This window comes from Ruegeria sp. CL6 (assembly GCF_056536465.1).
In genome coordinates, this window is the sequence record NZ_JBQFPR010000004.1 from 244,684 (window position 1) to 267,205 (window position 22,522).

The following is a 22,522-nucleotide window of genomic DNA, read 5'->3' on the forward strand; positions in this document are numbered from 1 at the left end:
TGGGAACTTACCCTAACTGGTTAATGCGTAGCTGGAAGTTTCTTCGGGAATTAGTCTGCCTAATTTGACTTAGAATGGAATTTCATCATCGCCAAGATGACTGGAAGCGCCTGTAGATGCATTGTCGAATGCTGGTTCTGAAGTATCGTCATAATTGCGTGCGTCAGCCCTTGAAACTTTCCACGCTTTAACATCTGTGTACCAGCGTCCGTTGTACTCTCGGCTTTCCAAGTCGATGGAAACTGTTAAAATTTCATCTTGCCTAATTTCAAATTGGTCAATTTTTTCTCCCCATGCCATAAAGCAAATCTTCTTCGGATACTGGCCATCAGTTTCCAGCACATACTCTTGTTTACGCCATACTCCGTTAGAAGAGGTTCCCGATTTCTCCGGCAATATCTCAATAATTTTTCCGTTAATTTCCATGGTGAAGGCCTCTGTCCAGAAACTACAATCTGCGTTTGGTTTTATGGCGTTACATCAATCGTAAATACCGAACGCCATGGAATATTGCCATTGAATAACAAGTTGGGTGAAAATTTTTTGTCATCCATTCCGGCAATTTCGATTGACGCCTCCCAAAGTTACTTCGGCAACGTCGGATATCTCCTAGAAGAACGTGACTGATCCTCTCCTCATCCAAGTGTGGAAGACCTAGCCGCCAAAATTATTGGAAGTTACGCCAAAACTATTGTGGGATGACAACAATGCTTTCTCAAACCTGCGGCATAATCTCCGCAGTGTGGTCGACGTACCCATCGCCCGACAAACAATCGCCATTTCTTAACATCATAGCACTTAAGAAAATACTCAGAGCAGCCGCCCCTTCGCATGCCATCATTTTAGCTCGCCAATCAATAAATGAGAGTCGACGTAAGTACTGAATTTACTACAAACCATGATATCGACAACTTGACATGTCGAGATGTCGATATTATTCGATTCGCTATGACGGATGGAATCACACTTGAAGAGCTGAGCGAAAGAACCGGGGTGGAACCTCGAACATTGCGCTCATGGATTAGCGAAGGACTACTTTCCCCGCCAAGCAAATCGGGGAGAGGAGCAACCTACCCTACAACAAATGTAGGGCGGGCCAAGGCGGTTCTGACGTTAAAAAACGCATACGGCATGACGCTGGCAGACATTGGACGCCGGTTCATGACTGCAACGGAAGAACAGATAGAAGAATGGGCTGAGGAGCTACTAACCACACCCAGATCGCGAGGTTCGGCGCGGGAATATCTCAGAAACATTGACACACAAAGAGAGGTTCCGCTCGCATACAAAATGGCTCCGATGCCGCGTGCCAGATCTGAAGGCCGACACAGCGAAGAAAGGCGCGATTTGTTCGGTGACAAGAAACCGCGTTTCAGTGAAAGGCGGGAAGCAAAACGCCTTGAGAGAGAAGAGAGCCTTGCCAGTATCGAGCAGTTGATCGTCAGTTTGGAAGAGCTTTTCGAGGGTCCAGCACCTCGGCGTACCCGAGGTATGATCTGGAACCGGATCTCCATCACACCAGACTTGGAGCTTTCGATCAGAGGAAAACTTGAACCAAGGGAGCGCGCATTATTCGAACAACTCGCGGACCAGCTCCGCGCAATACTAATAGGAGGCAAGAAACGTGACTGATTTTAACATTGAACTTAAATGTCAATTTGACCGTGAACTATTTTGGGAGCGGGGCGACTCCGTTCGCTATTTGGTGGCCAAAGTAAGAGCCTCAGATTGCACCTCGACTTCTAGACGCGACCGGGCACCTTTGAACGTTGCTTTGGCAATTGACGTCAGTGGTTCGATGTCGGGTGGAAAGCTTGAGGCAGCAAAGAGGGCAGCGCTGGGCCTGGTGCCGAAGTTGTCAAGCCAGGATCGTTTGACGCTTGTTTCCTTTGGTTCGGACGTTGTTACTCACCTGGACGCTATTTCGGTCGATGATGAAAATCTGCCCGAAATCCAGTCTGAAATTTCGCGCTTGCGGACGCGTGGATGTACAAACTTGAGCAGTGGGTGGTTCCAAGCTGTGGACCGTGCTGCCGCCGTATTCGAGGCGGACTCCAGACTACCGCCACGCGTCATTATCCTAAGCGATGGGCACGCCAACGAAGGTATTACGGATACTTTTGAACTCCGCCGGCATGCGAGCGAATTGCGCAAAAGAGGCGTAACAACTTCAGCACTCGGTATTGGAAATGGTTATGATGAACAACTGCTGCGGGGAATCTCTGAAAATGGAGGTGGGCGACTGCATGATGCCGAATTTGATACCGAGATTTCGTCGGTTTTGCTCGGTGAACTGGAAGACATCTTCTCGACCGTGGCCGACAACGTAGAAGTTTCAATTCAATATCCAGCAGGGTTTCACGTAGAAGTCCTCGGCAAATCCTCATCTCCTGGAAACGCGGGACGCTTGAATGTCGATTTAGGGCCCATACAAAACGAAGTGGAACGCGCGGTGGTAGCAAAAGTCACTTGTCCGACGGCTGCTCATAAGCAGCGATTTGAATTCACAGCGAGCGTTTCTGCCAGATCAGTGGAAGGCGGCAAGCCATTGCAACCGCAATATAGCACTGCCTTACTTATGGCTGCGAACAGAGGAGAAAACGCAAGATGTCCAAAATCATCGGAGCTTGCATCGATAGTAGCAACACATTGGCAGGCCCACGTATTGAACCGCGCGGGTCAAATGAACCGAGACCGAGCGTTTCGAGAGGCGGCCAACTACGTTGAAAGAGAACTACGATACTTTGAGGCATATGTTTGCGAACTGTCGGGCAGCCGGGAACTGGTTCGGGGCCTAAAAGTACTCGCGCGGCACGTAGACCGTGATATTTCTCCGAGAATGCACAAAGAAATGACACTCACCTCGGAGCTTGCGTTTCATCGCCGCGCGGACCACCGTGGAACTGCAAAAAAATCCTGGGTGGATCGTATGGCAGGTGGAGATTGAAGGGTTGCCAAAAATTCAGGGATTCCGAGCCTTTTTGCACGCCGCCTACTGGCGTGCAAACTCGGCAGCATGGTAACCATCGCCTCCGAAAAACAGTGTCCAGATCGACCAGAGGCCAGTTATGCATCAAAAATCAGATTGGTCCGCTCAGGTGAGGCTGATCATGGCCTCGCTATAGATTGGCCAAAGCTCTCTGGCGGGAAACATCGATCAATGGAATTGCCTGATGCTCGAAAACAGCTCTGGCTCGCAAACGCGCGACAAAACGGACACCTGGGGCTTTGGAAGCAATATCAAGAAAAGCAAAACGCAAGCGCAACATGCGCTAGGCCCGCTGACTCATCGATGCATATTCTGACTGACGACATCCCTTTCTAATTATTTACAGGTACAGAACCATGGCTAAACTGACTCGCGCGGAAAAACAGGCGATTGCAGAGTACAAAACAAGCCACAAGGTGAAAAAACTGCCCGACGGAGAGGCGGACTGCGCTAAGGCATTGAGAAAATGGAGGTTTTGGCCGCTTGGTGGAGGATACGTTCCAACTTACAGAGAGGAGATAAACGATGGTCATTAAACTTCACATCGCCAGCAATTCCTGATGAATCGCCACCATCGCCCAAGTGTCACGCGTACAATACGCAACAAGATCGGCATATAACTTCTCGCACGCTGGATCGTCTTGCTGAGTCAGTGTCGCGTCCTTCCAAAGACGAGACGCGCTTGCCCCCTCTTTGATGTCCAGATCATCGTACGAAAGTTCTGGCAAAAACGCAGGAAGAACGGCCTTGATAGAGGCGCTTCCCTTGAACGCGGGATCGTTGATCACTTCATCCGCAAACGGCTTCATAAGATCTACAACGCGTGCATTTAGGCTTTCCAGAAACTCTGCGTGCTCTGGATAGGTATTCGCCATTTCCGTATTGCGCGATTTCTCGAACGGCGCATACCAAACCACTACAGAGCCAATGTTTCCTATGTCCTCCCGTAGCCTTTTCAGCAAGGCTGGCATCGGGCTACTGGCGTCTCGGTGGAGATAATCCCTGTGCTCAATTTCTCCGCCAGGCTCATGCTGGATATGCAAGGAATACTGGAAAGCCACTTGCTGATAGGGACGCGTTCCGTCCCAGGGAGGCAGCAAACTCTGAGACGTCTCGTAGTCAAAGTAATAAACCGGATAGACAATCTCGCTCAGAAACCTGCTTAACTCCTGATGATCGATTGTGCGTTCACCGTTCGCCACTGCTCTCAAGTAGCGCTGTGTCGACTTGCCTAACACAGATGGATCACTGATCTCGTCAATCTTTGTGATCCCATTCGCGATGAGTTCCGAGGCTTTTTCCGCATTCATGAACGGAAGGCGGTGGATACTGTCATGCGCGAGAGGTGGGTCGAGTTTTTCGCGGATCTCCAGCCATTCACCATAGGATTTAAGGCGCGCACGTTCGGGGGACGGAACAGGCACCGTACCGCTGGCAACGACGCTCAATGCCTGATCGATACGCGTGCGTGTTTTTTCGAGCTGCTCAGTCACCGAATCCGTGATGTCAGTGATGCTGACAAGCTCTTGCGGATTGATTTCGCCGTTTCTGACGTAATCACGGTTCACATGTGCCACTTCGCAGCGCGCAATGGGGAACCCCGCTGCCTCAAGCACGACACGCTGGAATGCGAGATCAAAAGTGTGTTCGGGCTTTGCAGATGTCCCGCTCTTGATCTCTGTCAGAACGTACCCATCGCCACTGCGGCTCACGATGTCAGAGATACAAGTTATGGTTCCATCTTCATAGCGTCCCTGCGCCACTGCGTTTGCACCGTTCCTCCAGGCGTCCAAAGTGCGCGCGGGCAGAGCTTGGTATTCTGAAAAATCTGAAAAACCGAGGTGAACGAGAACACCAAAAAGCTCCTCTGCATAAGGCTCAAACGCGTGCCCCTCGTCAAAGCGTGCTTGCAATGAAGGGTCAATCGGCGGCGGCAGATGCCTGGCATGCTTCTTGATCCATAGCCAGGCAGGGTGCCTGAGAAACAACATATAATCTGATTTGGATAGCATCTTACAATTTGCATTCCAAAGTGGGTCCTACAGGCAAACGAACACCATAACCATCTTTTGTCTACGCTTGGTTTTCGGAGCGATACCGCCACCGCGCTCGCCCTTGAATGATATGATAATCAACTAGATTAGCGGCCCACCGAAGTTCTTGTTTATCTTAGAGACGGCTGTGCATCACAACCGAAACCGGCGGTTTCTTTGTTTTGCAAAAAACGCCTTTAGTGGGTTGCTACGCGCGCGCAGTTTTCGGGAAAGGCACTCTTAAGAGCAGCATTCAATAGGATTCGAGCCCTGTCTTTCTCAATAGACTGCGCTGCCATTTCCCTGATCAAACCCTGTGTGGTGAGAACCACTGCTTCGCTCAAACCAATGTTATTTGTTTTTGCGGCCAAAATGGCTGCTTCGATATATCCATCAATTTTGATTTTCAGCAGAGTCTGGCGCTGCTTGTTCAAGTTTTTGAAGTCGTTCATCGATCAATTCTCCAACTTTTTCTCAATTGCGATTTGCAATCAAATTGCATCTTTGTTGGCCGCCGCGCCTGCAACTAACAGCGCCTCAGCAAGGTCTAGTGCATCGTCCGGCCAATAGGTTTTGGGTCGTGGGTGATGGATGTCGTCCGCTACAACCGGTCGACAGGTCAAAACGGTATTTCGCCATTGCAGCGGTACGGCATCGCGTCCCTGTAACGCCCCCAGAAGAGCTCCGCAAATTGCAGCATTTGTATCGGTGTCTCCCCCACAAGCGACAGTTCCAACCACCGCATCCCGAAGCGATTGCTCGGCCATCAAGCAATAGAATGCGTTCTGAAACGCAGTGAGTACCCAACCCATTTGATGCTGGAACTCGATGGGACGTTTCGTTCGTGCTGCCAGAAGCCGGTCGCGTACAATAGCCGCGCCCTCATCCTGACCCGCATTTGCATAAGCGGATGACCACATGTCTTCCTTACTCCCTCCAGCAACACCCGTAGACACCGCCGCAGCAAATGCAGCATTGGCAGCAATGGTCACTTCATTCGGATGGGTGAGAGAAGCGTCTAGGCGTGCGATCTCTGCGGCGAGCGCAGGCGTTCCGCTTGCAAAGATCCCAATAGGACTCACCCGCATCAATGCCCCGTTTGCTTGGCTATCTGAGGCGACGGGGCCACCTTGTGCCAGCGCAGATATCGCACTGCTGGTTGTCATTCCAATGTCGAAGGGCCGGGACGTCCGCCATTCCACATAAGCATTCGCCACGTGATCTCTGTCGAAACGATCCATTGCGCACAGGCTCCGGGCCAGTGCCAAAGCCATTTCACTGTCATCTGTGGGTTGGCCAGCAATCAGGTTCCAGGTGCCGCCATCCTGAAGACTGTCGACACCACCCGAATGCCTGCGGGCAATCGTCTCTGCCTCCTGAAATTCCACGAATGACCCCAACGCGTCGCCTGCCAATTGTCCCAACATGACACCATGTGCACGCGCGAGGCTAATGGGCAGATTTGTGCGTTTGCAGGGAACGGCAGGGCAGCGGGCGGATTTCGGGTGCGCGGTCATTTGGGCGCCGGACAATCCGCGTACCAAAGCTTCCGTGCCTGCGACAACACCATCGAAGGAGGTTTGACGGTAGTCGATAGGACTTCCGTTCCTCTGTGCGATGACCTTGCCAGCACCAATTATCAGGGCGTGTCCACCAGCAATATCCCAAGAAGACAACCCACCTACCAAACTCATGGCGGCGTCGAGCTCCCCTACAGCGGCGAGCGCCAATCTGTAGGCGGGGCTAGGCAACGAGCGCACACGGAGCCCTTTGAGGCCAACGTGATTGGCCTGGGCAAAATCCGCAGCATCTGCATTTAATCCGACAATTGGCTTATCGTGGGAGGGAGCTGGTTTGATAACCTTTCCATTGCGTTTCAGGTCGCCTCCTTTTGCCCACGCAATCAGATCGCCCGCATCGTCCGGAGCTGTAGGCGCGTACACGACGCCAAGTACAGGCTCATTGTTTTCAAGCAGCGCCACGGACAAAGCAGACCCGCGCAACCCATTCATGAAGTCCGCTGTGCCGTCATGTGGATCGATAACCCAAGTCAGTGACCCGTCGATCAAGGAGCTTTCGGTCTCTTCTCCAAGCCAGCTTGCCGGCTGAAGGCCCATCAGGTTTGTTTTCAAAAAGATTTCAACTTCGGTATCGACAGTGGCTTTGTGATGGGTTCCGCGCGGCCCGTCTGGTCGATGAAACTCGGCTCGGATCATTGCACCGGCCGTTTTTACCAATTGGATGATCGCTGGTAGTTTTTTAGAAATTGAGTTTTCGGTCTTACTCATCATTGAAGGTTCTCCGTGGATTCTTTCGATTGACGCCAACTTAACCAACCGTCAGACCAGACTCAGGATTCCTCGGGATTTTGCGGATTTCAAAATTATGGGAGTGTAACGTATGGAAAACGCTGTAGGATTCTATTGGACACTACCTGTTACATGGGCGCAATTTGTAGAACTTCCGAAAGATTTAGAAGCGGCGGCCGCCGTCAGCAAAACCATTCGCTATCAAATAGAAATGATCCGACGATACGCAAAAGACCATGGCTTCACTCTTATTCATGAAGAGGTTTTTCTTGAAATCGAACCAGACAGGGGCAGCGCTCACATTCAAACAGCTCTTGAGATCCTTGAACGTATTTGCCGAACTAACAACGCAACCGTTCTTATCGTCGATTTTTCCGTTGTGCAGAACTGGCGTCGGAATGGATACATGGACGATTGGCTTGAAAACACCAACATGCCATTTATACGCATTTCACCAGATCCGCTCCTGTCATCTGAATGGTCTTTCGATCCTGGCCAGCATTTTGGCGATTGGCGTAAGCGTCACTTGGACTGGATGAACTCCAAGCCCGAACGAGAAGCGTTTGCGCTACGTAGAAGCTTGGAGCTTCAGAAAACAGGCCTGAGCGTGAATGTATTAGCGCAGCGACTAAATTCGGAGAAAATCCCTTCGCCAACAGGAAAACCGTGGAGCGAAAGCAACCTCAGAGCATTTTTGAAGAAGCACCGCAAGGTATTCTAGTCAGTTTTTATCGCAATCAACCTGACAGACTGTCATGTGTCAAAAAAAATAGCTAGGAATCCCCCACCTGTCAGAACAGCATAGAGAGTCAGATGAGTACTCAAAAATGTGACGCTCTCCTTTTACTGAAGACCGCCTTGGGTGATGAAAGTGCCCAGTTTCGGGACGGGCAGTGGGAAGCAATTGACAAACTGGTGAACCACCAGTCCCAATTGTTGGTCGTGGAACGGACGGGTTGGGGAAAGAGCTCCGTATACTTCATTGCAACCAAGATTCTTAGGGATAGAGGTCATGGCCCGACATTGATTGTCTCTCCATTGCTAGCTTTAATGCGAAATCAAATCGATAGTGCGTCTAGGCTGGGGGTATCGGCGGCAAGCATAAATTCATCAAACACTAAAGATTGGGATCGGGTGATTGGTGAAGTGCTATCAGGAGATGTCGATGCGCTTTTGATTTCTCCAGAAAGATTTTCAAACGATAGGTTTGTTGAGCATGTGCTAGAGCCGATTTCTCAGCACATCGGCTTAATGGTTGTTGATGAGGCACACTGTATTTCTGATTGGGGCCATGATTTTCGGCCAGACTATCGACGCCTGACAAATATTCTACAGCGGCTGCCTTCAAACTTACCCGTCCTTGGAACCACTGCAACGGCAAACAATCGTGTAATTAATGATGTTCAGCAACAATTGGGCAATATCGAAGTACAAAGAGGCCCGCTTACCAGAGAGTCACTTTGTTTAATGACCTTGTTCATGCCCACGCAAGCCGAAAGGTTGGCGTGGCTGGCTGAAAATGTTCCAACTTTTAGCGGTACTGGGATTGTATATACGCTTACACAACGAGACGCCGAGCAAGTTGCCTGTTGGCTCGTATCCAATGGAATCGAGGCAAGGGCCTATCATAGCAAGGTAATTTCGGATGGGTTTTTGGACTCAAATGAATACCGGCAACACCTTGAGGACCAGCTTCTTGAAAACAAAATAAAGGTATTGGTCGCCACCTCGGCCTTGGGGATGGGTTATGACAAACCGGATCTAGGGTTTGTAATTCACTACCAAGCTCCTGGCTCCATCGTAGATTACTACCAGCAAGTCGGGCGAGCCGGTCGACAACTGAGTAAAGCTATTGGCGTACTAATGTCAGGCGCGGAAGACGATGAAATTATTTCGTATTTTCGCGCCACCGCATTTCCAAAAAGCGAATGGGTCTATCAAATTCTTAACCTGTTGGATGATTCCGATGGTTTGACCGAGCGTGAGATCGAAGAAGTCGTCAATTTAAGAAATGGGCAGATCAAACACGTTTTGAAGTTTCTATCAGTAGAGAACCCCTCGCCGGTCCTTAAGGATGGATCAAAGTGGCTTCGGACGCCCGTCGACTACAGCATGGATCTGGAAAAGATAAACCGGCTATCTAACCAAAGACAAACTGAATGGTTGGAAGTTCAGCGTTATCTTAGTGAGCCTCGATGCTTGATGGAGTTTTTGTCCAATTCACTTGACGACCCAAAATCACGGAGCTGCGGCAAATGTGCCAACTGTGCGGCTGAGCCAATCGCGCCAAGCACTGTTTCTCAGTCAACAACGATTTCGGCGCAACGTTTTTTGAAGCAATCCGAGTTTGAATTAGTGTGCAACAAGCAAGTCGCGAAGGGCGCTTTCCCCGTTTATGGGTTGGTAGGAAACATCCCTGAGAACCTGAGGGCTGAAACCGGGCGTGTTTTGTCCAAGTGGGGTGACGCTGGTTGGGGGCGAACTGTCGCGCACGACAAAGCGAGCGGCTATTTTCGGGATGAGTTGGTAACCGCAGTATCTGCAATGATAACAGAGCGCTGGAAACCTGATCCCAGCCCAGAGTGGATTACCGCGATACCGTCACTTCGGTCTCCAAACTTAGTGTCAGACTTTTGCGAACGGTTGTCGCGAGATTTGGGAATTCCGTTCTTGCCCATTGTAACAAAAATCGTCGACAACCCGCCTCAAAAGCAACAGCAAAACAGGTTTCACCAGTGTAACAACCTTGATGGGGTGTTCAATTTGGAAGCTGAATGCCCTACCTCCCCGGTGTTGCTAGTTGATGACATAGTCGATTCCGCTTGGACACTTACAATTGTGGCCGCTCTTCTCAAGCGACAAGGAAGTGGACCGGTTTTTCCTCTTGCGCTAACGTCGTCAAGAGCCGGAGGTTAGCATGCAACTAGACGAGCAATCTCAAGCCATTTTAATGTTAACGGCATCATTTGGCAAAAGTGAGGATAAACTCTCCAAGCCTCTCTCCACTAAAGAATGGTCTCGCTTCGCACTTTGGCTTCGTGACCACGAATTGAGTCCTGCCGATCTTCTGAAAGCAGACTTGACGGCTCAATTGGAAGCATGGGTTGATCCGAAAATCCCAGCGGCGAGGATTTCTCAACTGCTGAACCGCGGCGCTGCGCTGGGTTTAGCGGTCGAAAAGTGGCAAAGGGCCGGACTGTGGATACTTACTCGTTCTGATCAAGACTATCCAAGGCGACTAAAAGGCAAACTTGGAGTTGAAGCACCGCCAGTTTTAATTGGATGCGGTAACAAAAGGCTGTTGGGCCAGGGTGGTGTCGCAATCGTTGGCTCCAGAAATGCAAGCCCAGACGATTTGGCGTTCACAAAAAGCCTTGGCGAAGCTGCATCGGATTTTGGCAAGTCGGTAATTTCTGGTGGTGCCCGAGGCGTGGACATAACCGCGATGGAGGCTTCGCTGAAGCGAGATGGGACTTCTGTAGGCGTGCTGGCCGACAGTTTGCTTCGATCCGCAACATCTTCCCGTTTCCGCAAGTATTTGTCTTCTGGTTCCTTAGTTCTGGTCACACCTTTCAACCCAGAAGCTCCGTTTAATGTTGGCCATGCAATGGCCCGAAACAAGTACGTTTATTGTCTCTCGGACTTTTGCGTTGTTGTAGATAGCGCTTTCGACAAGGGTGGCACTTGGACTGGAGCAATTGAAAACCAAAAAAATGGTTGGGTTCCGCTATTTGTTAAACCGAAGCCAGACCCTGCCTCCGGAAACTATAAGCTGATTGAAAAAGGCGCCTGCGAAGCCACTTCGGACGTTGGCGAGTTGTATACCAAAACAAACCAGCTAAGAAACAATCCTTTGGCTGATACAGCTCAAACACCTTCGAATGCTACTACCAACCAACCCACAGATAACGAATTGTCATCTGGCTCGATTTCTAATGAGGGCGGCAAAAAGTTAGAAACTGAATCGATATACGCGCATACAGACTTGTACTCATTGTTTTTGTCTCAATTGCTAACTCTACTAGAGACAGAGACAATGAACACGGATGAAATTGCGGCAAAGTTCAGTATCGAGAAATCTCAAGCTCGGTCATGGCTTGCTAGGGCATGCAGCGAAGGCTCTGTTAAGAAGCTTCAAAGACCTGTCCGTTTTTGCGCCTTATCAAATGCAAACCAAGCCTCGCTCTTTGGCTAGCTTAAGCTTGGCTTTGGTAGACGATTAAGCGAACGGTGCTAGATCGACGGCACAATCAGACTGATTTGGTGCATTTAAACCGACTGGTCGATGCTCACTGCAACTTACCCTTTGGAAACCAATCAATTATCAAATTAGCTGTTCTCTATTCGATATCTGTTAACCTTTCGCAGACCAAAGTGTTGTTGTTCTGATGAGGCTGATTGATCGTCTGTCTCGGAGTGAGCAATGTGACTGTTCCGTGGCCAAAATGACGAGTCTTTGGTTGGGAGGTTCAACCTAACCCATTGGTTTTATTACCCTTGAAATTGTGTCTTTGGGGATTTTTAACTTACTTTTCAATTACCCAGAGCGGAATCATAATCCGCGTGTCGGGGGTTCAAGTCCCTCCTCCGCTACCACCAAACCCCCCACCTTTTTGGAACGGTTTGAAACCAAGGCGCTAAGGCGGCCCTTCACCTCGACAGGCACGCCGTCTTCCTCGGTCGGAGACACAACGATCTCCGAAATCAAGCCACGCACCGCATCACGTGCTTTTGGATTCGGATTGCCGTTATGCGCCTGCATAGAAGAGATCATTTCATCCAGTGCCGTGACATACTTGGAAGCTGTCGCTGGATTGAACTCGAACGCCCGCTCCTTCTCGTCAAAGCTGGCCAACACATCCATGGCAACCGAAGCGCGTTCTTTGGCCTCAGTCAACTTTGCCTCTCCTTCGACTCCTTCAAGAATACCCATCTCGAAAAGTTCGATACGACGCGATAGCAGCTTGTTGGCTTCTGCTACCGTGCGTTCAAGTTTCTTCCTGTCTGGTTTGCCGGCTGCGTTGAGTTCGCGACGTTCTTCATTGTAGGCACGGATGAATTCATTGATGTAGGTTGGCGTCGACAGCTCTTTTCTTAGTTCGGCCAGCAGGGCGCTTTCGATCTTGTCGAGGCGAACCTTCCCATTATTGTTGCATGAGCCACTCTCTTTAGCCGCAGAGCAACGAATCCGGATAGCACTGCCCTTTCGGTCATGAATAGACATGCCACCACCGCAGCAACCGCACCTAAGCAGGCCCGAGAAAGGACGCAAGGGTTTGCGAGTCGACTTTCCGGAGCGCTTATTTTCGGACTGCTTGGCCAACCGTTTCTGAACCGCATCCCACAGTTCCTCATCGATTAAACGTAGATGCGGAACCTCTGCATACTTCCAGTCTTCGGCCGGCTTTTCGCGGCTGACACTTTTTTCTGTTGTCGGATCGCGCACCATCTTGACGCGATCCCAGACGAGGATGCCCGCGTAGAGTGAGTTGCGGAGGATTCCATAAGCGCGCTTCTTATTGCCGTTCAGCGTGGAAGCGTTCCACTTTGACCCACGTGGCGGCAACTCACCCTGAGCGTTGAGATCATGAGCAATATCTCGCGGGGAGGCTCCTTTAGAGTAGGCCAAAAAAATTCGGCGTATAACTTTCGCTTCGTGTGCTTCGATCTGAAGCTCACCGGGTTTCCCCGATATGGGTGAGTAGCCATAAGCCTTGCCGCCGGCACTCAAACCCTTGGCAATGTTGCCTGACATTCCGCGATGAACTTTTTCACGGAGGTCCTTAAGGAACATCGTACCATAAAGGCCGCGGAAACCGATTTGAAGCTCGGACTGAACCCCTTCACTGGCAGAGATGATATCGACGCCTGCGAAGCTAAGCTGCTTTTGCACATACTGAAGATCTCCGATATCTCGGCTAATTCGGTCGACGCATTCGACAACCAATGCATCAATTTCGCCAGCTCTCGCTGCTTCGAGAAGATTGGCAAGGCCAACTCGCCCGACCAGGGTCGCGGATGACATGGCCTTGTCTTCAAAAACTTGGACTAATCGGTATTTCTCGCGTCTCAGGTAGCTTCGGCAAAGCTCCACCTGATCTTCAAAGGAGCGCTCCGATTGGAGCGTGGTCGAATAGCGGGCGTAGATCGCAGCGCGGCGTTGCATTCTCTCGAGTTCCTCGCGTCTTGTTGTGCTGCCGCCCGGGCCAATTCCCGGACGAGCTCAAGCAAACCAACATCTGGCGTCGGGTTTTGCTTTGCTGCTGGGGACTTGGTGATCTCTTCACAAATCGAAAAATCGGTTTGGATCGTTTTTTGAACTGTCATAGTGCTCGCTTTATGTTTCAACGAGCGTGAGATCGGTCTCTTTTAGAAAATTTAGAAACGCAGTTTAATCCGAACGGTTCGGAGAGCGAGAAACGCTCTCCGAAAGCTGCAGGCTAAGTCTGCGCTTCAGCGATCACTCGGCGTGTTATTCGGTCGGCCCGGCGCAGATTCTGGATGAGTTGAAGACGCCTGCGAAGCGTTACCAGAGGTTCAACCGTACGGTTCAATTCGGCTGCCCGATTTGTCAGCCGCTTGTTGATCCAGGCACCGCCAGGGCAATGCTCGTGTGCAATCACCTCGCTCACCCATCCGGCTTCTATCTCAACCAGAACAGGCTGGAGCAGAGATTCGAGGTCTTCGAGATCGCGATCACCGAACACTTCACCCGCACGGAGGCGTGAGCCAAATCGATAGGCTATGCGCGCGCCACTGGGCTCCAGATTGTCTATCAGCATGTCGAGTGCCTTCGACGCCGAGGGCACCATGTTGAGCGCTTCGAGGATCGCGGCCTCGATCGGCAATAGCTGCTGTGCGATGCTATCATACATAGCGCACCTCCCGCGTATCCGGCCGTCCCTTGCGACGCGTTTCCACCGTGACGGCGCGTATCTTTCGACCCGAGCCTCTGCTGCCGAACCTACGGGAGCGCCGGATATCGCGTTCTGCATGTATTCGTGCGCGAACGCGATGAAGTCGATCCAGCGCTGCGTCGGCGAGTTCACCCAATACGGGCGTTCCATCGGAGTTTCTGTCGAAGCCGCTGTTGTCGACAGATACGGAAACACGTCGAGCCGCATTGAAGCGTGTTGGCGCCCTCAAAGAAGCCTGTTCCCGCTCCTCTTCCGAACGCACATCGACGCAATAAGCCTGCTTACGTGGACACGGGTTCGTCGTGCCGTAGGCCAGAACCGCAAAGCGCTCACCGGCCATTTCCTCGACATCAATAACCAGCGACGGCCGAACTTTGGGATCATCCTCTCCCATCGTTTCATGGGGGAAGCGAAACGCGACGACATCGCCAACTTTCAAACGGGATTTCCAGTTCTCGGAGGGCAGCGCGATTTCAGTTTGAAGTGTCATGAGACATCCTTCATCGAAGTTGAAAAGAGCCGCGTCTTCCACCGTGTTTGGGCTGGTTCCCACTTTCGGCTGCGCGACATCCGGACTGCGCAGTCGAAGGTGGGCAACCTGCCTTTTCCGCTGTTTCGGTTCTCGTCCGTGCGCTGTTGTCTGGTCTGTTGCAGCTTTCCGATTTGTCGCCAGCGTGTTCGAAGTGTTTACAATGGGTCGGTTGACGGGTGTTTCCGACTGCTGTGCCTCTGTTGGAGGGCCACAGAGTTCTCTGTGTCCAGAATGGTTCCCCTGTAGTGGGCATGGACCTGTCCGGTCCGTAGCAACGGGCAGCTCTGGGAGTGTTCCTGCCTTTTTACGCGCGTAATACTGGGACCTACCCAGGCCATAGTTCGTCCAAGGCTTGTTTCTCGATGCGCTGTTTTGCAGCAGGTACTGATCTCGCGAAGTACTCCCCTGAACAGCACGCCGTGCTCGTTCCCGTTCAGCTTTTCTGCGGTGGCGCTCTTCCGCTGGCATCACCTGACGCATGCTCAACTGACGCGCCATATCCGCTGATACGTCGAGACGCTCCGCAACAGTCGAGCCGCGGTAACAATATCTCTCGCTCTCGCGTGCATTGTCGCAAGCTTGCAGCTTTGACTTCGCAAGAGCCTGCTTGATAATGGCGTTCGTTTCGTTCTGGCATAGCCCGGGCGTTGCCATGTCTGCCGCTCGTTGAATGTGACCTTCGATGCCCTGGGTGTCTGACTGATGGGTCAGGCAGGTGGCATAGAAGTGCAGCCAGGTGTTTCGGTGCCCCACCGGGATCACCCCACCGTGGTAAATCCGGTAAGCCTCGAGATCTTTCAGGATCTGTTCAAATCGCTCAGCTTGGCTCAATCCCCGCGGCATTGTCTGACTACCTGGCTCCCGATCCTGAGGCTGCTTGCGGCGCTCCGTAAACTCGGAACGGGTGGGCCGCCCGGCGGAGGCAAAAATCTGATCGGCAAGGACATCAAAATCCTGGCGTTGGCAATTCCCACCAGACACCCGAACGACCCGACCCGATTTCTCGTTTCGAGTGCCGGGAATGCGAAAGACGCGAGCTGGGTCGTTGCAAGCACGATCCGAACCAAACGGAGTAAGCAGGTCCATCAATGCCCGGATTGCCGCCTGCCAGCGGGATAGTGCAGCAGGTGGCATCGAATGGATCAACCAGATTGCGGCCAGTCCTCGTCCCGTTCGCAAAAAGAATGATGGCTCAGAGACACCGCGCATCAGAAGATGGCCCCCAACGGCTGCCTGAACGTCCTCTTCACCCTCAGCGCACCAGCCGGGGTCATTGTGATAATCCAGATCGACATAGAGCGCATTCAGGCTGACCAATCCTGAATTGCAGCGTGTGCCCTTAAACCGGTTCAGCGAGATAAACGATGTCCGATCCAGCAGCGCATGAAGGCACGCTACAATCCCATCCGGAGAGCGTGTGAATTGTTGACTTGCCTCCGCGGAATTCTTGATCAGAACGGCCGGCTTACCCACTGCATCGAAGGGATGGAGGAGTTGAACATACTCCTCAGGCGAAACGGTATGGATGTCATCTGAATGCGGGACAAGGTCGCGCGGATCGGTGTGCTTCATCCGCGGGAATTGGCTCTACGGTTGTAGGCACAGAAAAATCCAAGCAAAGAAAGGCAAGGCCCGGGTGAAGCCCCATGCTCGTCAACCGATCAATGGCACGAGTCCAAACATTGTAGATCGCATCCAGTGTTGCGCCCTGCAAAAGCTGGCATCGGTGTCATCGCGTACGCTGACGCGGCTTGCGCGTTCTTACACGCCGTATGTTGGAGATCCGATCATTCTGCTGGAGCTGAGGTGGGTGATACGCCTCAAGGTCGACATCAGAGGAGAATTCCTCATCGAGGATATCTGATGGATCGGCTTCTATGCCTTCTGTCGCCCATCGCACGGCTTTTTGGTATGCTGTTTCAGATCTGAGACATTCTATTTGCGACGAAGCTTCCAGCGCTGCTTTCACTTCGCGCTCGGATCTCGCCTCCAGCATTCGACGTTTCTCATCGCTGGCCGTTTTCTTGCGGGCAGCCTCTCTCACCCGCGCGATACGCTCCGCTTCGAGGTCGTCTCTCTGACGCTCCAGGGCGCGCAGCTGCAACCACGAGTGCCAGAGTGTTGAATTGTGTTCTTGGACAGCCTGGCGCCGCACTCCGGCAACTGTGTCGTCGCTTCCGCTTTCTTGCATTCTGCGGCGCGACCTGGCAGATCTGCGTGGCCCGACATGATCTTGTCTTGCCAGGCCTTGCGGTGCATCGCCCGTCTTGGCCATTTCGGCATACGAACGAAGATCAACCCGCGCTGGAGAGCCAATCTTGCGCAGGGCCGCGTTGGTCCGCTTTTCCCATTCTCCACGGATACGTTTGATTTCTCCTGGGCCTGAGGTTCTGTCGTCAAGAACACGCGTTTTCTCACCAAAGTCGCCTGTGATCCTATCAACCTTCCGCGTCGTCATCAGGATGTGGGCGTGGAAATTCAGGTTGGTCTTCGATGGATTGAAGAGCCTCCGCTCGTAGTCTTCTCGCGTCAGTTCGAGTTTGCCCGCGCTGTGCCGTTTCTCTTCCTCAGGGCACAAGAAACGCGGCGCGTGAATGTCGGCTTGAACGGCAACGCCGTATTCATCGCGAAGCCAGAGGCAGAAGCTGCGGACAAGCCCAACCTGCTCGAGAAGCGGTAGCTCGCGCGGCAGGGAGGGGCGCAGTTCGCGGATGACTCTTGCATTCTTTCGGCGTTCAGATTGCTCGGCCGCGTTCCAGAGCTCCTCGGCGTTTCCTGTCCAGTTGATCAATTCATGCGACAGGAGGCCACCCTTTCTGCCCGGCGAAAACCGTCGTCCAACCCGCGCATCCCGGAAGGTGGTGCGCGCGGTGTAAGCGGCGGATTTGACGGCGGAGCGACCGTCGGCACGAGAATGGAGGATGACTTCGAGTCTGCTGGCGGCGTGTATCATGTAAAGGACATCGGGCCCCAACCCGATCTCCGCACAAAAAAGCCCGCGGCAGGCGCGCAGGCAAACCCCAAGTTTGCGTAACTGCGCGCATTGCCCAACGGGCATGCGGACGGCCGCTCACACGGCGGCCTGGCGAAGCTATGTTTTCACGCAAGGGGAGCGAAGTCAGGATCCAGGCCGCATTTCCTGTTCGACCAACTCAATCAATGGAGAACGAAATGGCGGACCTGGATCAACAAATCGAACATGCGCGCGCGAGACTCAGGGACCTTCAGGCCAGGGCGGGCAAACAACGACGACGTAATGAAACGCGCAAAAAGATTATCTATGGCGCTGCTGTTTTGAAGCTTCTCGAGGAAATTGAGAGAGACAAAGCTGATCGGTTGCTCAAGCTTCTGCACGAACGTATCTCACGCGACTCAGATCGAGAGCTGTTAGGGCTGTAAACCCAGTTAGATCTTCTTGCGGCACCGAAGGCTCTCAGAAGGGTTGGCTGACTTGGGCCTATTGAAAGTAAAAGACTGGCGCGGCTTACCGCGCTCAGTATCGTCAGGTCGCGACGTGAGAAACATCCTTGTCCGGCGAATAAATGTCCAGGATGTTCCAATGACCGGTCGTTGGTGTCGGGTTGTTGATCATTGGCACATCCAGCACGGTTGGCTTGCCACTGGCGATTGCCGCTTCCAATGCGGGCAACAGTTCGTCGGCAGCGCTGAGTCTGTGCCCTTCCGCGCCGTAGGCTCGCGCTATGTCGGCATAGCCCGGTCCGTTTGCGGGTGCGGCAGCTGATCCGGGGAACGTGGTTCCATAGGTCAATCCGTAATGCGCCTTTTGAAGGCCCGCGATAGTGCCGAAGGCGTTGTTGTTCATAACCAGCCAGATGATGCCCAGATCAAGCTCGACCGCGGTTGCCAGCATCGACGGATTCTGACCGAACCCCCCATCGCCAACAAGACTTATCACCACACGGTCAGGGGTTGCCAGTTTTGCGCCGATCGCTCCCGGAGGGCCAAAGCCCATCGTCGCGAACCCGCCCGGAGTCAGGATCGAACCAGGTGTCAGGATATCGAACTGTTGCCCAACACCGTTCTTGTTCCAGCCAACGTCCGTGGTGATGATGGCATCCTCAGGCAGTGCCTTGCGGGTATCTGCCAGAATACGCTCGGGCATCATCGGAAAGGCCGATGAGGTCGCCATTTCCTCGTTGCGCGCTTTGAAGTCCGTCCGGAAGCCAGCGATCTTCTGCTCCAGCGTGGGGCGCTTGAAGCCGTCCGGATACATCTCGCGGGCGACCCGGTTGAGGACGCGCAATGCGGCCTTGGCGTCAGCAACGGCTCCGATCTCAGTGGGATAGTTCCGACCGATCTCCTGCGGCTCAATGTCGATATGAATGACCTTCGATCCGGGAATATTGAACGTGTAGCCAGGGTACCAACTTGAACAATCAGCCTCTTTGAACCGAGTGCCCACGGCAAAGATGTAGTCCGCATTCAAGCAGGACTGGTTGACCAACTCGGTGCCCCAAAACCCGGTCATTCCCAGCACAAGCGGGTGGTCGTCTCGCAACGCGCCTTTACCCATCAGGGAATGCGCGACGGGCAGGCCCATATGCTCAACAAATTCTCGCAACTCCTCGCTGGCCTGTGCCAGAAGAATACCGCCTCCGACATAAGCGACTGGGCTTTCGGCTTTAGCCAACGCTTCGACAATCTCGCCCGCTGTCTCGTCGTCAATCGACGGTTTCTTGAGAGCGCGCGTGTTGTCGCGAATACGGTCGAAACTGTCCGAGGGGATCACCTCTGAAAAGATGTCCATGGGAACATTGACCAGTACCGGCCCGGGCTGGCCGCTTTCAGCGAGATGGAACGCCTTTTCAAGAATCTCGGCCATTAAATCTGCACGGTCGACCCGCCAAGCGCGTTTTACGAAGGGTCGATAGATCTCCCACTGGGCGGCGTCGGCATGGAGGTTCACTTCCTGATGTGGATGTTTGCCGTAGTAGTGCGTAGGAATATCGCCCGCGATCACGACCATCGGGATACAGTCCAGTGCGGCGTTGGCGACCCCGGTGGCGCAATTGGTCAGACCCGGGGAGAGATGGGACAACACCACCGAGGCCTTGCCCGTCACGCGGGCATAAGCGTCCGCCGCGTGGCTGGCTATTTGTTCGTGCCGTACGGTGACGAATTCGATGGGGCTTTCCGCCAGCGCGGCCAGAACCGCTATATTCGTGTGACCGCATAGACCGAACACATGTTTGACCTCACGACGCTCAAGGAAATCGACGATGTGCTCAGCAACGGTTTTGCCTTCTAATTTAGCTCCGTCCATCACGCGACCTCCTGTCCGTAGAACTCACCGAACAAGTCCGGCTCCGAGGGGCGATCCTCGGGGATGGGACGGCTGACCCAGGTGTAGTTCATCATGTGTTTCATGGTGACGTTTTCATTGGTGATGTTGCCGCCCCAGATGCCGCAGCCCAGGCTGCTGGTCATAGGCATGCCGTTGGTCCAGGCACCTGCGTTGGCCTTCGATTGTGGCTGTCGCACCATCATGCGGCTAACCGGGGCCAAGCGCGCTAACCGATCGATGTGATCGTCGTTGTGGCTGTAGATGCCGCAGGAGTGACCTTTGCCCCCGGTGTTGTAGATCTGGCTGACCGTTTCCAGCGCGTCATCGAACGTGTCGAAGTGATAAAGCGCCATCAGAGTGGTCAGTTTTTCCTTGGAGAACTTGTGCTGCGGGCCGATTTGCCCCTGATTTTCAACCATCAGAAACTTGCGATCTTCGGGGATGCTAAAACCGGCGACCTTGGCCGTTTGCTGCGGCGGACAAGCGATGGTCGGAAACGTACGGTTGCCCTTTTCGTCCCACATGGCCGCTTCGAGCATGGCCTTCTCTTCATCCGAACACAGGTAGCCGCCCTCGGCTTGAAGTGCCTTGACCATATCATCGTAAACTGAGCGCTGGATGATGATGTTGCCATCGGCTGAGCAACCGGACCCAAAATCAGAGGTCTTTGAAATACGCGTATTGTGCGCGGCGATGTCCAGATCGGCGGTTTCATCGATGACGATGGACGAATTGCCCGCGCCGACGCCATAGGCCGGGCGCCCAGAACTGTACGCCGCTTTGACCATGGGTTTGCCACCCGTCGCCAAAGTCAGGTCGCAGATCTCCATCAGATGTTGCGTCAATGGGATCGACGGTTTGCGAATGGATTGGAACAAGTCCTCGGGGGCACCGGCAGCACGACAAGCTGCTCGCATAACCTCGACCATTTCGAAGGTGGTATGGGCGGTTCGCGGGTGCGGGCTGAAGATGACCGCATTCCGGGCGTTTGCGGCGGACACGCCGGTCACCGGTGGCGTCATCGCCGGGTTGGTCATCGGGATCAGGGAGGCGATCACACCGGCAGGTTTGGCATATTTCACGAGCCCCTTTTCTTCGTCGACTTCGACGATCCCCGTCGAGGGCGTACGCAAGACGTCTCGCAGCACCATGTGAATCTTGAATCGCTTCGCAGGGCGCCCTGCGCGATCTCCGATGCCGCTCTCGTCCACGCCTTGTTGAGCCAAACGCGTGAAGGTTTTCTCATTACCCGCATACCACGCAATGGCCTGAGAAAGGCGGTCCAACCTGTCCTGATCCCAATCCTCGATCTCGGCCATGGCAGCGCGAGCGCGTGCCAGCATATCGGCGGCCATGTTGCGGTCGTTTTCAGTGAGCTCTTTGCCCATGATGATCCTCTTGGTGTTTTAGAATTGCAGCATCGGGCACACGACGCTGTGACCGCGCCTCGCCAAATGTTCGCTTGGCGTGGCTGAGACAGCGACGCGCGTGTTCTTCATATCCCAACTCGGCAACGCGGCTTTGGTTGGGCAGTTCGATGGAATAGTCGACGGGCGGCATCCGTTCGATGATGCCGGTGAAGTCAATCCAGCCTTCGCCGGGATAGAGCCGCGCATCGCGCGCCAGCTGGATCATGCCCTCGCGCGTATCGGCGATGCCGGGCAGGCAATCAGAGATATGCAGGAAGTGAAACAGGTCCGAGGGGACGTGTAGCAACTCTCCCAAATCCACGCGGCTGAGATGCAGATAAAGCGTATCAACCAGAATACCGCCATTCGGCTGATCGGAGGCGCGGACAATGTCAAGCGCCTCATCCAGAGTACGAAGGCGGGAAAAGCTTGGGAACTCCAGGTCCACTGTTAGCCCGTAGGGTGCCGCCAGTTCGCAGGTTTCCGAATAGACGTCGATTAGGAAGTCACGATCATCGCGGGTATTGGTCCACGCGCTCATGATCATGCGCTTGGCACCCAATTCCCCACCGATCTCAAGAGAAGGCTCAAAACTGCGCGGATCGACATCTTCTGTGATGCGCGCAAGTTCGACATCGAGGACTTTCAAGCCAGTGGTAGAGAGAGCAGTTTTGGTGGCATGCACCTGTGCCTTGTCGATTGGAGATTGAGTGAATTCACCGGGCACATGCATCGGAATGAAGCGGGGGCTGACGGCATCGTAACCGGCCCGCGCTGCGATATAGACCAACTCGGGCGGCGTACAGCCAATCAGCGTCAGATGCGCCAAGGAATAGAGAGAGGGGCTTGCGCCAGCCTCTTCGGGTTTCACCATGAACGGCAGCTCCACGTGTCTGCGAATCTCAAATTCATCACACGTAGTAAAAAATATCTGATATTTTTTAAAATATCAACTTTTAATACTGAGCAGGAAATGAAAGCGCCCGGGCAACTGCCCGGGCGTGTTTTTCATTCTTGTTGGCAGAGCC

General features: G+C 53.2%; 18 protein-coding genes. 7 read left to right on the forward strand and 11 right to left on the reverse strand.

Going from position 1 to position 22,522, the window contains the following annotated elements; all coding sequences use genetic code 11:
• Positions 1 to 69: 69 nt before the first annotated feature.
• Complete coding sequence (locus tag ACR0LH_RS13380; protein WP_170668603.1) at positions 70 to 426, reverse strand: DUF3127 domain-containing protein; 357 nt, start codon at positions 424 to 426, stop codon at positions 70 to 72.
• A 522-nt stretch (positions 427 to 948) separates the two neighbouring features.
• On the opposite strand from ACR0LH_RS13380, the gene ACR0LH_RS13385 reads away from it, so the two are divergent.
• From ACR0LH_RS13385 to ACR0LH_RS13395, 3 genes are all read left to right on the forward strand, one after another.
• Entirely contained in the window at positions 949 to 1,632 is a 684-nt protein-coding gene (locus tag ACR0LH_RS13385) for a helix-turn-helix domain-containing protein (RefSeq protein WP_480721351.1), read from the forward strand.
• Positions 1,625 to 2,947, forward strand: coding sequence for a VWA domain-containing protein (locus tag ACR0LH_RS13390; protein ID WP_170668605.1), 1,323 nt, complete (start codon positions 1,625 to 1,627; stop codon positions 2,945 to 2,947). The genes ACR0LH_RS13385 and ACR0LH_RS13390 overlap by 8 nt, the downstream gene beginning before the upstream one ends.
• A gap of 398 nt (positions 2,948 to 3,345) precedes the next feature.
• Positions 3,346 to 3,525, forward strand: coding sequence for a hypothetical protein (locus ACR0LH_RS13395; RefSeq protein WP_170668606.1), 180 nt, complete (start codon positions 3,346 to 3,348; stop codon positions 3,523 to 3,525).
• Positions 3,526 to 3,528: 3 nt separating this feature from the next.
• Here ACR0LH_RS13395 and ACR0LH_RS13400 read toward each other — a convergent pair whose 3' ends face one another.
• The 3 genes from ACR0LH_RS13400 to ACR0LH_RS13410 all read right to left on the reverse strand — a co-directional run bounded on the left by ACR0LH_RS13400 (position 3,529) and on the right by ACR0LH_RS13410 (position 7,313).
• The gene (locus tag ACR0LH_RS13400) at positions 3,529 to 4,902 is read right to left on the reverse strand and encodes a DUF2779 domain-containing protein (protein WP_480721354.1); all 1,374 of its coding nucleotides are present in this window, start codon (positions 4,900 to 4,902) and stop codon (positions 3,529 to 3,531) included.
• Between the two features lie 317 nt (positions 4,903 to 5,219).
• A complete protein-coding gene (locus ACR0LH_RS13405) occupies positions 5,220 to 5,474 on the reverse strand; it encodes a hypothetical protein (protein WP_170668608.1) in 255 nt (84 codons plus the stop codon).
• 39 nt (positions 5,475 to 5,513) lie between these two features.
• Complete coding sequence (locus ACR0LH_RS13410; RefSeq protein WP_170668609.1) at positions 5,514 to 7,313, reverse strand: inositol monophosphatase family protein; 1,800 nt, start codon at positions 7,311 to 7,313, stop codon at positions 5,514 to 5,516.
• Positions 7,314 to 7,422: 109 nt separating this feature from the next.
• Between ACR0LH_RS13410 and ACR0LH_RS13415 the strand changes: the two genes are divergently transcribed.
• From ACR0LH_RS13415 to ACR0LH_RS13425, 3 genes are all read left to right on the forward strand, one after another.
• Entirely contained in the window at positions 7,423 to 8,052 is a 630-nt protein-coding gene (locus ACR0LH_RS13415) for a recombinase family protein (RefSeq protein WP_480721356.1), read from the forward strand.
• Between the two features lie 92 nt (positions 8,053 to 8,144).
• Positions 8,145 to 10,247 (forward strand): RecQ family ATP-dependent DNA helicase, encoded by a 2,103-nt coding sequence (locus ACR0LH_RS13420; RefSeq protein WP_170668611.1) that lies wholly within the window; start codon positions 8,145 to 8,147, stop codon positions 10,245 to 10,247.
• A 1-nt stretch (position 10,248) separates the two neighbouring features.
• Positions 10,249 to 11,526: a DNA-processing protein DprA gene (locus ACR0LH_RS13425; protein ID WP_170668612.1), complete on the forward strand. Its 1,278-nt coding sequence runs from the start codon at positions 10,249 to 10,251 to the stop codon at positions 11,524 to 11,526.
• Between the two features lie 357 nt (positions 11,527 to 11,883).
• Here the strand turns inward: ACR0LH_RS13425 and ACR0LH_RS13430 are convergent, their stop codons facing one another.
• The 4 genes from ACR0LH_RS13430 to ACR0LH_RS13445 all read right to left on the reverse strand — a co-directional run bounded on the left by ACR0LH_RS13430 (position 11,884) and on the right by ACR0LH_RS13445 (position 17,733).
• Positions 11,884 to 13,497, reverse strand: a complete 1,614-nt coding sequence (locus tag ACR0LH_RS13430) for a recombinase family protein (RefSeq protein ID WP_480721357.1) — start codon at positions 13,495 to 13,497, stop codon at positions 11,884 to 11,886.
• Between the two features lie 274 nt (positions 13,498 to 13,771).
• Complete coding sequence (locus ACR0LH_RS13435) at positions 13,772 to 14,206, reverse strand: hypothetical protein (RefSeq protein WP_480721358.1); 435 nt, start codon at positions 14,204 to 14,206, stop codon at positions 13,772 to 13,774.
• Positions 14,199 to 16,352: a hypothetical protein gene (locus ACR0LH_RS13440; RefSeq protein WP_480721359.1), complete on the reverse strand. Its 2,154-nt coding sequence runs from the start codon at positions 16,350 to 16,352 to the stop codon at positions 14,199 to 14,201. Before ACR0LH_RS13440 ends, ACR0LH_RS13435 begins: the two co-directional genes overlap by 8 nt.
• 157 nt (positions 16,353 to 16,509) lie before the next feature.
• Positions 16,510 to 17,733, reverse strand: a complete 1,224-nt coding sequence (locus ACR0LH_RS13445) for a MobA/MobL family protein (protein WP_171722036.1) — start codon at positions 17,731 to 17,733, stop codon at positions 16,510 to 16,512.
• A gap of 218 nt (positions 17,734 to 17,951) precedes the next feature.
• Here ACR0LH_RS13445 and ACR0LH_RS13450 point away from each other — a divergent pair, with 218 nt between their 5' ends.
• Entirely contained in the window at positions 17,952 to 18,179 is a 228-nt protein-coding gene (locus ACR0LH_RS13450) for a hypothetical protein (RefSeq protein ID WP_170612081.1), read from the forward strand.
• A gap of 103 nt (positions 18,180 to 18,282) precedes the next feature.
• On the opposite strand, the gene ACR0LH_RS13455 is transcribed toward ACR0LH_RS13450, so the two are convergent.
• Genes ACR0LH_RS13455 through ACR0LH_RS13465 form a run of 3 tightly spaced genes read right to left on the reverse strand, consistent with a single transcriptional unit; the run spans position 18,283 to position 22,368 of the window.
• Positions 18,283 to 20,064 (reverse strand): thiamine pyrophosphate-binding protein, encoded by a 1,782-nt coding sequence (locus tag ACR0LH_RS13455; protein ID WP_480721360.1) that lies wholly within the window; start codon positions 20,062 to 20,064, stop codon positions 18,283 to 18,285.
• Positions 20,064 to 21,473, reverse strand: a complete 1,410-nt coding sequence (locus ACR0LH_RS13460; RefSeq protein ID WP_171238603.1) for an aldehyde dehydrogenase family protein — start codon at positions 21,471 to 21,473, stop codon at positions 20,064 to 20,066. The genes ACR0LH_RS13455 and ACR0LH_RS13460 overlap by 1 nt, the downstream gene beginning before the upstream one ends.
• Positions 21,454 to 22,368, reverse strand: a complete 915-nt coding sequence (locus ACR0LH_RS13465) for a sugar phosphate isomerase/epimerase family protein (RefSeq protein WP_171126280.1) — start codon at positions 22,366 to 22,368, stop codon at positions 21,454 to 21,456. The genes ACR0LH_RS13460 and ACR0LH_RS13465 overlap by 20 nt, the downstream gene beginning before the upstream one ends.
• Positions 22,369 to 22,522: the final 154 nt, after the last annotated feature.

Coding starts and splice junctions, on each gene's coding strand:
- ACR0LH_RS13410 (WP_170668609.1), bottom strand. CDS start 7,313: ATGATGAGTAAGACCGAAAACTCAATTTCTAAAAAACTACCAGCGATC.
- ACR0LH_RS13420 (WP_170668611.1), top strand. CDS start 8,145: ATGAGTACTCAAAAATGTGACGCTCTCCTTTTACTGAAGACCGCCTTG.
- ACR0LH_RS13395 (WP_170668606.1), top strand. CDS start 3,346: ATGGCTAAACTGACTCGCGCGGAAAAACAGGCGATTGCAGAGTACAAA.
- ACR0LH_RS13430 (WP_480721357.1), bottom strand. CDS start 13,497: ATGCAACGCCGCGCTGCGATCTACGCCCGCTATTCGACCACGCTCCAA.
- ACR0LH_RS13435 (WP_480721358.1), bottom strand. CDS start 14,206: ATGTATGATAGCATCGCACAGCAGCTATTGCCGATCGAGGCCGCGATC.
- ACR0LH_RS13385 (WP_480721351.1), top strand. CDS start 949: ATGACGGATGGAATCACACTTGAAGAGCTGAGCGAAAGAACCGGGGTG.
- ACR0LH_RS13450 (WP_170612081.1), top strand. CDS start 17,952: ATGGCGGACCTGGATCAACAAATCGAACATGCGCGCGCGAGACTCAGG.
- ACR0LH_RS13415 (WP_480721356.1), top strand. CDS start 7,423: ATGGAAAACGCTGTAGGATTCTATTGGACACTACCTGTTACATGGGCG.
- ACR0LH_RS13460 (WP_171238603.1), bottom strand. CDS start 21,473: ATGGGCAAAGAGCTCACTGAAAACGACCGCAACATGGCCGCCGATATG.
- ACR0LH_RS13440 (WP_480721359.1), bottom strand. CDS start 16,352: ATGAAGCACACCGATCCGCGCGACCTTGTCCCGCATTCAGATGACATC.
- ACR0LH_RS13445 (WP_171722036.1), bottom strand. CDS start 17,733: ATGATACACGCCGCCAGCAGACTCGAAGTCATCCTCCATTCTCGTGCC.
- ACR0LH_RS13380 (WP_170668603.1), bottom strand. CDS start 426: ATGGAAATTAACGGAAAAATTATTGAGATATTGCCGGAGAAATCGGGA.
- ACR0LH_RS13405 (WP_170668608.1), bottom strand. CDS start 5,474: ATGAACGACTTCAAAAACTTGAACAAGCAGCGCCAGACTCTGCTGAAA.
- ACR0LH_RS13465 (WP_171126280.1), bottom strand. CDS start 22,368: ATGGTGAAACCCGAAGAGGCTGGCGCAAGCCCCTCTCTCTATTCCTTG.
- ACR0LH_RS13455 (WP_480721360.1), bottom strand. CDS start 20,064: ATGGACGGAGCTAAATTAGAAGGCAAAACCGTTGCTGAGCACATCGTC.
- ACR0LH_RS13425 (WP_170668612.1), top strand. CDS start 10,249: ATGCAACTAGACGAGCAATCTCAAGCCATTTTAATGTTAACGGCATCA.